Source organism: Sphingobacteriales bacterium (genome assembly GCA_016706405.1).
GTDB lineage: Bacteria > Bacteroidota > Bacteroidia > Chitinophagales > UBA2359 > BJ6.
Genome location: JADJJT010000003.1, coordinates 41,513 through 53,476 on the forward strand (window position 1 = coordinate 41,513; position 11,964 = coordinate 53,476).

Annotated in this window: 6 protein-coding genes and 1 pseudogene; 2 read left to right on the plus strand and 5 right to left on the minus strand. The window is 37.8% G+C overall.

Annotation, left to right across the window (positions count from 1 at the left end; genetic code table 11):
- Positions 1-46: 46 nt before the first annotated feature.
- Together IPI59_12075 and IPI59_12080 are read left to right on the plus strand one after the other, a co-directional pair.
- Entirely contained in the window at positions 47-2,191 is a 2,145-nt protein-coding gene (locus IPI59_12075; GenBank protein ID MBK7528265.1) for a CotH kinase family protein, read from the plus strand.
- 216 nt (positions 2,192-2,407) lie between these two features.
- Positions 2,408-3,200, plus strand: a pseudogene (locus tag IPI59_12080) (hypothetical protein).
- Between the two features lie 268 nt (positions 3,201-3,468).
- Here the strand turns inward: IPI59_12080 and IPI59_12085 are convergent.
- From IPI59_12085 to IPI59_12105, 5 genes are all read right to left on the minus strand, one after another.
- Positions 3,469-6,483, minus strand: a complete 3,015-nt coding sequence (locus IPI59_12085) for a T9SS type A sorting domain-containing protein (protein MBK7528266.1) — start codon at positions 6,481-6,483, stop codon at positions 3,469-3,471.
- 135 nt (positions 6,484-6,618) lie between these two features.
- Positions 6,619-8,313, minus strand: coding sequence for an NAD(P)/FAD-dependent oxidoreductase (locus IPI59_12090; GenBank protein ID MBK7528267.1), 1,695 nt, complete (start codon positions 8,311-8,313; stop codon positions 6,619-6,621).
- Between the two features lie 123 nt (positions 8,314-8,436).
- The gene (locus IPI59_12095; GenBank protein MBK7528268.1) at positions 8,437-8,973 is read right to left on the minus strand and encodes a hypothetical protein; all 537 of its coding nucleotides are present in this window, start codon (positions 8,971-8,973) and stop codon (positions 8,437-8,439) included.
- 346 nt (positions 8,974-9,319) lie between these two features.
- Entirely contained in the window at positions 9,320-10,999 is a 1,680-nt protein-coding gene (locus tag IPI59_12100) for a hypothetical protein (GenBank protein ID MBK7528269.1), read from the minus strand.
- Between the two features lie 179 nt (positions 11,000-11,178).
- Entirely contained in the window at positions 11,179-11,898 is a 720-nt protein-coding gene (locus IPI59_12105) for a hypothetical protein (protein ID MBK7528270.1), read from the minus strand.
- Positions 11,899-11,964: the final 66 nt, after the last annotated feature.

The window sequence follows — 11,964 nt, forward strand, 5'->3', positions numbered from 1 at the left end:
CTTCTAAATTGTTCATACTTACTAAATTTATTAAATAATGTTTATTTTGAATAAAAAAATCACTTTTTTTGCAATTTTACTCTATCTTATTGCCTTCAACTTGCCAACTAAGGCACAAACATTTACCGGAAACGGGGCGGTTGTACCGGGCAACGGCAGTATAGTAGAAATTCCGTTGGAAGTAGCGAACGTTTTTCCGGATAAGATTACCCCCGCTTATGGCCTTAAAACCATTTGTATAAACGCTACTCATACTTGGATGGCCGATTTTAACATCAAACTTGTAGCACCTGATGGTACCGAAACCTTATTGGTCGATAATATTGGCGGCGACCAAGACGGGTTTGTTGAAACTTGTTTTGAAAGTAATGCCGAGTACAGTATTTTTGAGTCGTGGTACCCTTTTACCGGAACTTTCAGGCCTATTGGTTTTATGGGAAATTTTAACAATGGCCAAAATCCAAACGGTATTTGGAAATTAGTTGCCTACGATGTTTACCCCTGGGCTGATGATGGCACTATAACCGATTGGTCTATCAATTTTGCTGAAGATGCCGGCGAACCTTTCGTTTTTTCAGGGACAACTTTGCCAATAGTACAGTTTTTTACCAACGGGCAAGCAATTCCGGATGAACCTGACGTGAAAATTACCATGACCATTATTGACAAAGGCAATGGCCAACTTAATTTTCCCTCTGACCCAGCCAATATTTACAGTGGCTTTGCCAACGTCGAGTTGCGCGGGCAATCTTCATTAGGTTTTCCTAAAAAAAGTTATGGCGTTGAAACCTGCAATGCCGAAGGGCAAGACAGTACGGTTGCCATTCTTAATTTTCCGGAAGAAAGCGACTGGGTTTTACATGCATCGTATGCCGATAAAAGTATTATGCGCAACGTATTAGCGCATCATTTGTTTAACGAAATGGGGCATTACTCGCCCCGAACCCAATACGTTGAATTGTTTGTTAACGGCACTTACCAAGGATTGTATGTGCTGATGGAGAAAATTAAACGCGACAAAAAACGGGTTGATATAGCCAAACTAACACCGATTGATACTGCCGGTGCCGATATAACCGGTGGCTATATTATTAAAGTAGATAAAGGAGATGATGGCGGGTGGATTAGCAAACACGAATCAATTGTTGATGATACGTATTGCTATTACCAATTTGTTTACCCCAAAAAGGATGAGCTACAGCCAAAACAAGCCGAGTATATTCAGGCGTTTATAGACAGCATTGAAGAGGGGTTGTTTGCAAAAAATTTTTACAATTTTTCAGGAGTAAGATATAATGAGTACATAGACATGACCTCGTTTACAGATAATTTTATTATCAACGAAATTACCAAAAATGTTGATGCTTACCGGCTTAGCACTTTTTTTCATAAACATAAAATTACAAGCTGTGGGAAATTGTCGGCTGGGCCCTTGTGGGATTTTGACCTTTCATTTAGAAATGCCGATTATTGTGATGGTTGGAACCCCAATGGCTGGCTTTACGAACAATATTGCGATTATTCCTATTTTGCACCGCCTATGTTTTTTTACAAAATGTTAGATGATACTTTGTTTTTAAATGCGTTGCGTTGTCGTTGGGAAGACCTGCGAACCAACAAATTACATACAGATACTTTGTTTGCTTTTATAGACCAAACTGCAGCTAATATTGACGAGGCACAGCAGCGAAATTACCAGCTTTGGCAAACTTGGGGTAAATATGTGTGGCCTAACCCGCAACCGTTAGCTAATAATTATCAAGAGGAGATTGATGCCCTTAAAGCTTGGCTTGGAAAACGCCTTAAATGGATGGATGAGAATATGCCCGGAACAGCTAAAAATTGTGATTATTATGCCACTTTGGGTTGTTTTGAGGAGGAAATTACCGGACTGCCTAATACTTTAAATTTTGAAATTGGGCTAAACAAATCTGGTGCGTGTAAAATTTGGCCAAATATACTTGCCAAAGCTAATTTAGAAACAATAAATATTGAAACTAAATCACCTATTACAAAAATTTTATTATCTGATTTTTCCGGAAGAATCGTTTTAAGACAAGATTTTTCAACACAAAATCAACCAGTTTCAAAATATTTACACTTGCCCACTAAGATACAAGCTGGAATTTATTTAGCAAGTGTAATTTTTGTTGATGGTCAGTCTTATCAGCAAAAAATAGTGATAAACTAATATCTATTTTCACTGAAAGTTTGGCTTAATGGACAAAAATGATGCTAAAATCGTCTGGAAAGCTTAATATTATTAGCTTTGAGGACAATCAAAGGTTATGAATAAAAAAAGTGCTTTTACTGCGGTAGTTCTGTTACCAAGAAAAATGGGTTAGTAAAAGGTAAACAGCGATATAAATGTGCCTGCTGTAATAAACAATTTTTAGGTGGGCAACGCATCAATAACGAGCAAATATGGGAAGAATACAAAAGTGGTAAACAGACCTATTTGCAGTTAGCTCACAAGTATAATTGTTCTGTTAAAACGATTCAAAGGCGGTTAGACAAGATTAAAATAGTGGCTACGGAAAAAACAGGTAGAGTAGTCGTTGTATTAATGGACACCACCTATTGGGAGCGGGGTTTTGGCGTAATGCTTTTTAAAGATGCCTACACCAAAGAAAACCTTTTGAAATATTATGTGAAGACAGAGACAAATGGGCTGTATATAGAAGGAATTAAGGAGTTAAAAAGCGAGGTTTTACTATTTCGGCTATTGTTTGTGACGGAAGAAAAGGCTTAATTGCGTCGTTTAAGGGTATTCCTGTTCAAATGTGCCAGTTTCATCAAGCAGCAATAATTCGAAGATATTTGACCCGTAAGCCAAAGCTAAAAAGCTGCACAAGAGCTGATGGATGTTGTAGATTTGATGAAGCAAACAGACAAAGAAAGCTTTGTCGGACATTAGGGCTATGGCTTGAAAAATGGAAAGTGTTTCTAAACGAGAGAACTGTAAATCCGACTACAAACAAATCGTTTTATACGCATAAAAGGCTTAGAAGTGCTTATCGTAGTTTGAAGAATAATTTACCTTGGTTGTTTACTTGACACGATAACGGGAACTTCAAATACCTAACACAACCAATGCTATTGATGGACATTTCGCAGATTTAAAAAAACAAATTAAGAAACCATAATGGCCTATCAATGAACGGAAAATGAAATTTATAGATGGGTTTTTAAAGTTATAAGGGCTTTCTGAAAATATCAAAGGCTTACAATATACAGTAAGCCTTTGATAAGACACTTCGTCAAGCATCTGTTTTATCCCTGACAAGTTGCTCCCCAGCAGAGCTTGTTTCCGTTTTTACAGACATGCAAAGAAATAAAATATTCAAGAATAATGTAAAAAAAGTGAATAAAAAAACAGCATTAAAATGTCCACTTGAACCAAGCGTCTAAAAAATAGCATTAAAAATGTCCATTACTCCGAAAGTTTAGTTTTTTTTAAGTTTAAAACTATTTCTTTACTATTTTTTTGGTGCAGTTTCCGATTCTTGCAAAATATATTCCGCTTGAAAGATTGCTGAGTTTTAGGTTAAACTTTCCGGAAGTAATAAGGTGGCTAAAAACTTCTCTTCCAAACAAATCATAAATAATAACTCTTTCGCCCAGCATATCATCTTCGGCTAAAAGCATAACCTCGTCGTTTGCCGGATTAGGAAACAGCGCAAATTGCATGTCCCTATCATTTGCTGTAAACATATCAATTTCTTTGATTGGCGTGTTTGGGTCAATTACTATCTTACAGGTATCTAATCTTATCAACACTACAGACGACCAAGGCTGGACTATGAGTGGAGAGACTGCCGTTGTGCCATCAAGATGCAAAAAACAATCTGTTTCAATATCATAAACAACGGCATCGTCGCTTGCATTAGTAATAAGCGGAAATTTGTAACTGGCAGCCCACTCTGTTGCATCAATCGGGAAAAGGCAAATATTATCAAGGCGCAGGGCATAATTTCCTTGAATTTTATAAGAGAAAAACTCAAGGTATGCTTGCTCGGCACTGTTTTTTGGTTTGAAAATATATTTAAAATGCTGTAAGGTGTCGCGTGGCTCAATGCTGCGTTTGAATAAAACGGCGTTATTTTGTGTATTGGTTAAACTCACAGTCCAGATGGTGTTTCCCAGTGTTTGTGCATTAACCGGCAACGAGGAGTAAACATCAAAACTAAGCAAATAATGTTTACTGCTGTCAATATTTACAAGGGGCGAAAAAATATTGCTGCTGTCGGCAAGATTTGTTTTTATGCTGATGCTATTATTTATTCCGCACAAACCGGATGGATTGTAATATATTAGATGTTTGGATGGAAAGTAGTCGGTGGAGTCAATTCCGGTGTTATTAAGGCAAAGTGCATTTGTGGCTTTGAAATCCCAGTTATTTAGATTGGTTTTGAATTGTGCATTCCGGATTAAATTTCCCTGCTGTAAAGTATCGTTCACAAAAATATTCGATTGCAGGGGCAATGCGAAGGTTGAGGCTGAATCTTTTCCCCATTCTTGCCATTCGTAAGGTTCGAGCCATTCTTCTTTTTCAAGTAAAAGGCTGGCGCGGTAATGTTTTCCGGCAATGTATCGTGTATTGAGCGAAGCGAAATGGTTATTATTGTAGTTCCCCCAATTTACGCCTGCGGTTATACTATTACTGGTGCGCAGGGCAAAGGTTTCTTCATCGAAATGCACTACCGAATTTCCGGTAAACTGCAAAGGTTCGTACTGGAAATTTGAAGGAATGTGATTGATATCGGGTATTGCCATAGCGCCAACACCAAACTCCTCGGTATGATTATTATAAAGCACATTGTTTTGAATAACGGCATAAGGCGAGCAAAATCCGTTGCCGTATTTATCGGGTTGTCCGAGAAAATCTTCGGTTGTAATAAATCCAATTCCCCGCCCACAATCGCTAATGGTATTACCCGTTGCTTCAACGTAGGTAAAGCGTAAATCGCCATTATAGTCGAGATAAATTCCATTGCCAGCAATCTTCGGATTTGCCATAGAAGGGGTTAATAAAATGCCTTTGTCAATACTTCCGGCGCAATCGGTTACAAAATTATTTCGCGTTACAATACTGTCAGAATAAACTGAATAGAGTGCGCCACAATCGTAATAATTCAAGCAGCCGTGATTGATTATATTTTTTTCTATCACTGAATTGGATTGAGGTATAATGCCATAATGCCCCAAACTATCTAAGGTGTTGCGCTCTATCAAACAATTGAAGCCTGTTTGAATGGCTGCACCATTGCCAAAATCAATTACATCATACGATCGAGGCAAGTTCAGCCATTCGGCAACGTTGGGCAACACGGCAACCCGCGAAATTTTGTTGTCAACTATTTTTGAGTTAGCAGGATAGCAAGCAATTGGAGAACGGTAAATATCTGTAAAATTATTAGTGCTGATTTCTATTTTATTGCTTAATGCTCTGCGAATCAGGCAATCAGAACTGCTGGACTCTCCTTTATTATGAATACCAAATGGCATATTCCGGAAATCGCAATTCCGGATTTCTATCTTGTTGTCGTATTCTTTCAATTCTATCGCCGACAGCGATTGATATTGAAATGTTATTCCGTTGATAATAATATCGTGGGCAGCTGCGTCAATTATTTTTATTCCGTACTTGTGTTTTGAATATTCTACCGATGCAGGTATGGTGTTTGTTGCAAGGTAGAGTTGCTGATTTATATTATCTACCCAAAACTCAGATGGTTGAGAAAGAAATTCTTTGCGGTTAGAAAGAAAGAAGCCATACTTCTCAGAAGCATTATTATGCACAGTTAGGTTTATAGACCAACCATAGCTTGATGAATGCATTGCGAGTGTTCCCGTAGGTTTGTCAAATGAAATGGCTTTAAATGTTGCAATATTCCATCCGGAGGTGCGGAGATTTACATACGCATCTGTAAGGTCGTCCATTGTAATGTTTTTAAGCGAATCGGAAACAATTACCGAATCGCGTGGGTAGGTTTTTCCACACAAAGCAAAACTTCCATTATTGATGACATTATCAACAAACAGAAAATGGTCATCGGGAAACCGTGCCAACTGATTGAAAGCCCCATCGGCATAAACAAAACAGGCAGTATCGGCAAACAAAGTTTTAATAGTGTTTATACCGTTAATATTTTCGTTTTGCCAGCTTGGATTTTGAAGAATTTCAGCACCGCTAATAATAGGCGCATTACCGACTCCATAAGCACCAACATATATTTTTGAGAAAGAATTTCCAACGCCTTTCAAAAAAAAGGTGCCGCGATAAATGCCACCGCACTCAAAAAAAATACTATCGCCTGCCGAAAATATTTGTTGACTTGCCCTGCTTAGGGTTTGCCATGCGTTTATTGCCGAGGTGCCGTTGTTGTTGTCGTTGCCCAACGGAGAAACAAAATAATTTGTTTGGGCAGTAAGTAAATTAGCCCCAAAAAATAGGATAAGCAGAGGTAGAAATCTTTTCATAATAGAAAAACAATTTGAGTATAATTTAATTAAGGGAAGGCTACTATCTCCGGAAAAACCGAATTTTATTAAATAACAACATAATAGTATATAATTTAAAATATCCGGATGATTTAGTTTTTTACCGCTCAATTTTTAGTTTGTTTGCGGTTTATTTGCCAACTGACTAATTGTTAGGGCAGCTTTTCTGCCGGTTTCAGCCGCACCATTCATAAACCCTTGAAAATCTGCACTACAATGCTCTCCGGCAAAATAAAAATTGCCAATCGGTTCAAATTCTAAGCCCGCAATAGTAGTCCATTGCCCTTTTTTGTAACAACTGTAACTACCTTTGGCGTAGGGGTAGTCAATCCAATTTACAAAAACATGTTTATTCAAATATTTTGATTTAGAATTTTTAAATACTTTGTCGAGTTCGCTCACGAAATTATTAACGGTGTTTTGCGGTAGTTCTGTTTTCCAAACGTGTGTAGGCGGGGCCATTTTGTTTTTGAAGGACTCCTGATTGAGTTTTTCTGAAAATGCACCTCCAAAATAGCACACATAAGCGCCGTTGTTGTTGTTGGGTGTTTTATTGTAGCTGCTATCCCAACCATTGACAATGGTTTTATGAAAAAGATAGCCCATGGCGTTGTTTGGTTTTTCTGACCAAGGCGTTCCGGTATAGCCAAGTACAAGTTTGGTGTTTGTGCCGTAGCCCAGTTCGTCTATACATTTCCGTTTTTCGACCGAAATATTTTTAATATTTAGCTCAATTTTACGCAAAATAGTAAACGGTATAGTGCATACAATTTTTTGCGTTTTTACAAGTTTGCCATTAGTAAAAAGTATTTCGTATAAGCCTTCAGAGGTTTCATTTATTGTAGTTACTTCGTATTCTTTTTCAATGTGGTCGTTTCCAATTTTATTAACTAATCCTTCAATTATTTTTGAATTGCCTCCTTTAATTCTGTATCTTTCGTCGCTTTCGCCAAAAACTTTAAAGCCAGCATTTGTTTGGGTGTCTATCATGGCTAAAAAATTTAGCGTTGACTGTTCGGTGCAATCGAGGCCGTACTCGGCAATATAGGCGGCAATAAAAATATCTTTAAGCCATTGTTTACATTTTAACGATTGAAAATAGTCGCTTAGCGCGGTATTGTCCAATTTGATAGCTTGAGGTGTATCGTAATTTTCGCCGAGCGAATTAATGTCGCCGGCTATTTTTTTTGCTATTTTTTTGAATTCTACTATTATTTTATCTTCCGGAATTTTTTTATTCTCAAAAAAATAGATGTCTTTTATTAATTTTTTTTCTTTTTGTTCCTTCTCTAAGTCAATCAGCTCAAGGTTAAATTCTTTAGCCAAGTTTAGCATGTCTTCGTGGTTAGAGTCTATAAAATCGCCTCCAAACTCCGGAAAAATACCTAAACCAAGCGAGTCGTTTTTATGGGTTAAAATTCGGCCTCCAAAGCGTTTGCTCGCTTCAAATAGCTTGAAATTTAATTTTGACCCAAGTAAATGATTGGCACAATTTAATCCGGCAATGCCCCCGCCAAGGATAGCAACGTCTAAAATATCTTCTTTTTTAATGCTGTTATTGTTGGTTGTAGGGCTTTTGCTATTGTTACTGCTTGTAGTGGTGCCGTCGCCGCACGATGTTATTAATGCGGGAAGACTTGCGGCCAGACCAAGACTAATAGCGCCTTTTGTTGTGTTGGCAATAAATTTTCGTCGAGTACAGGTGCTAAGGCCTGATGCTGTAATTAGTTTTGTTTTGTTGTGTTGTTTAACTTCGGCAGTTAAAGTTTGAATTAGCCAGTTAAGCAGTTTGTTCTTTGCATTTTTCATAAGTCGAATGTTGTTTAGATTTATTATGATTTTATGAAAAATAATATATTATATTTGTTAACTAATTTGTAATTTGGGTAAATAATATTTCAAATATATCCGGATATGTGTTTAGCTTCTATCCTACTTAAAACTATACCCCAAATTAATATACAAGGTGCCGCCTGTATCGGTAGATAAATAGTCGTCATCCCATTCGAACATATAAGCTGGAGCGTACCCAATTCTAAAATTTATCCTATTGCGGTGTAATTTCTGGAAGCGATACCCAATTTTAAATTGCAACCGATACTCCGAGTTATTACTCGATTTTTGCTTGTGATTGTACGATTTTTGCCCCCAAAAGCCTATACCTGTTTCAAAATGGCTTGTTTTTTTGCCAAAAACCGATGTCAATCCAACCGGAAATCCAAACCCACGGTAACCAAGTGAATTATAGTTTGCTTGGGTGTGCGAAAAACCCACGTTAAAATGGAGCATTACTATTTCGGTATTTAAAACTCGCCGTTCATAATTTATAGAAAAAGCCTCGGGAAGGTCGTACTGAAGATAAAAATTGTGTTTAATGACTAAATCTTCGCTTGATTTTTGACCATACACGGCAAAATAAGAAACGAGGAGGTTTAAGTAAAGTGCTATTTTAAGTAAATCAATTCTCATATTAACTAAGTTTTTAAGTCTAAAATTATCCGGATAAAAGAATAAAAGATGGGGTAACTATTTTCTGCCGAATTTAAGAAAAACTTGAACAATTTACCCTCAAAGCTATATTATAATTTCTAAATAAGCAATTGCGAAGCAAATTAATTGCTAAAAAATAAATATTTTATCCTTTTGGGGGAGTTAGGATAAACGCAGGGTTTTAATGAGTGGTACCAGTATCCCCCCTAAGCTGCTTCTGCTTGAATCTATAGACGTATTACGGTGCCGGTTTTGGCAGCAAAAACTTTCACCAAATAAATACCTACTGAAAGTTTTGCCGCATTTTTTTAGGTAGTAAAAAGCATCAATCTATTTCTTGAACAATACTTACTGTTCCAGCAGTACCGTTGCTCCAGTGAACAGTAATTTGGGGCGTGTTTTGCCCGCTAATAATTATGCCACCTGTTACTGTCCAGGTATAAGTACTGCCTTCAACTTCGGGCACACTGTACTGAGATGTCGAGTAATTGCATACAGTAGGATTTCCGGAAATTTGGGGCGAAAAAGCACATATTTGGCATTCGGGGGTGGTGTTTCCATTCACCAAAGCATCTGACAAGCAGTTTAAATAACATTCTAAATTGGTATAGCCGCTTTCGTTGGTTATTTTTTCCGATAATTCAGTGCCATTGTGGTCTTGCTTTGTTTTATCTAATCCTTGAAGTACTTCCCAATAATCGGGCATCCCATCTTCGTCGCTGTCTATTACGGGCAAGCCGGTTTGCGTTGTTAAAAAGGCATCGTCTGCGGCAGCTTCATCAACCGGAAGGTCAACTATTATGCCATTGGCAATTGAGTTTGCCAGCCGCTCGTCCATAGGGTCACGTGGAAAAGCACCTGCATTTTTTGCTATGTAGTTTTGTAAAGAGTCTGTGTTGGTATAGGATATTACCTCATAAAAATTATGTTTAGCAGCCAACAGGTCGGCAGTTCCCATGTCGGTATTAGGATTATATAAATCAAAGTCGTTGCAGCAATAAAACAGTTGATAGTCACTGTAATTTGGGTACAGGTTTATTTTATTTCCGGAATAAAATAACTCGTTCTCATCATAATTCAGCAAATCAAAATGGTACATGGCGTTCGAGTATGCTTCGCGGGCATGATAAAGGTTATTGATTGCATTCATATTGAGGTAAAAATTGCCGTTGGCACCGCCGGTAACTCCTTCGTACCAAAGTTCTATTTGGGGGTCCCAATACAAATTATTCGAAAGTTCAATATTAATAGTTTTGCCATTGCAATACGCTGTTTCGCAAGATATTTCGGGCATACGCCCGCCAATTCTGTTCCACACATTGTGGTGGATACTAATATTGTCTAAAGGGCTTGTTGCATTCGAGTAATTGATTAACATGCCCCCCAAATAACTATGTTCGCCTAAGGTTTCGGCCAGCACGCAGTTTTGTATCGTCAATAACGACGAGCGCGAAATGTCAACAGCCTCGTCTGTGGCATGTTGAAACGAGCAATGGTCAATAATAGCATTTTGAACGCCGCCTATGGTAATGCCATCGGCGCCCAACCAGTTATTAGTAGGATGCAAGTTAACATCGCCAATTCGCGACCTTAAATGCCGGATGATGACATTGCTTACCGAAGGCGCTTCGCCGTTATACATTTGAAATCCACGAACGGTAATTCCTCCGGGCGATGTTTGCCCGGCAATGGTAAAATCGCCGTTGCCTATAGGTACTTCAATAGTGCCATCTATAACGCCGGCTACTTTAAATAAAATATATCGAGGCCCCGACTGGTTGAGTGCTGCTTGTAAAGAGCCAGGGCCGCTAATTTCTAAATTGGTTACATAAATTACTTGTCCGCCCCTGCCCCCCGAAGCATTAGCGCCAAAGCCGATTGCATCTGGAAATGCTTTTTGGGCAAAACAGGTATCCATACTAAAAAAACAAAGAACCGCTAAGGGCAGTAGTATAGCTATTATTAAATTGCTAACTGTAAAAAAGGGGAGGGTAAATACTTTCATTTAAAATTAGTATAAAAAATTAATATATTTCTTGTACGATGTTTACCGTTCCGCCAGCGCTGTTGCCCCAGTTAATGGTAATTTGAGAGGTGTTTTGCCCGCTGTGGGGATAGACATAGCTAAGGAGGTTAAAGATAGAACTTTAATATTTGTTTTGGCATTTGATACATATATTTTTTTTACTTTTTATTTTCGTCAAAATATGCCTTCTGTTCTTTCATTGCCTTTTGCCATCCGGAAGGAAAAATTGCATGGTTGTTTGTCGTCATTTTTTCCATTATTTGTTTTATATGGTCTTGAATTGCCTGAGGCAGGGCGTAAAACGTTTTGTCCACTTTGGTGTTTCGTTCAAAGTCAAGCACTCCGTTTTGGTGCCGGATAGCGATTTTTTTCCCCTTGTAGTAGGTCAAAATTTTAACCCGTCCATCATCGGTATTATTCATTCCGCTTGTACCGTAAATTAAAATTGGGTCAATTAAGCCATCTTTATCGAGGTCGGCAAACCCCGAATAGTTAGTCCAAAACCAAATTGAGGCTTCCATTTCGTCTTTGTTGGCCACTTGCTTGGCAATAAAATCATTCATCTCCCAGTCTTTTACTAATTCATTTTTATTTTGCCTAAAATTAAAAGCTTTTATATTGTGGTGCAGCGTGTCTGAGCTGGTAGTTATGTTGTCGTTCGTTTCGGTAAGTACCATGTAAAAAATTCCCGACTTGTCTTTGCATTTGTAAACGCTCCGGATGGGGTAATTAATGCCAAGTTGTTTCTTTAAACTGTCGGTAAAAAGGTTTGCTGTTTCTTGTTGGGTTAAAATTATGCTGCTTGTTCGTTTTTTTTGCCCAAAACTCGTTAAACTAATTAACATTAAGAGGGATAGAGTTAAAATTATTTTTTTCATTTTTTCCTTGTTTTTATATAAAATATTTTAGTATTAAATAAGTTTGAAGATGTGCAATTGCCTGCA

Excerpts from the sequence above, each read along its gene's own strand:
- IPI59_12105 (MBK7528270.1), bottom strand. The coding sequence starts at position 11,898 with ATGAAAAAAATAATTTTAACTCTATCCCTCTTAATGTTAATTAGTTTA.
- IPI59_12090 (MBK7528267.1), bottom strand. The coding sequence starts at position 8,313 with ATGAAAAATGCAAAGAACAAACTGCTTAACTGGCTAATTCAAACTTTA.
- IPI59_12085 (MBK7528266.1), bottom strand. The coding sequence starts at position 6,483 with ATGAAAAGATTTCTACCTCTGCTTATCCTATTTTTTGGGGCTAATTTA.
- IPI59_12095 (MBK7528268.1), bottom strand. The coding sequence starts at position 8,973 with ATGAGAATTGATTTACTTAAAATAGCACTTTACTTAAACCTCCTCGTT.
- IPI59_12100 (MBK7528269.1), bottom strand. The coding sequence starts at position 10,999 with ATGAAAGTATTTACCCTCCCCTTTTTTACAGTTAGCAATTTAATAATA.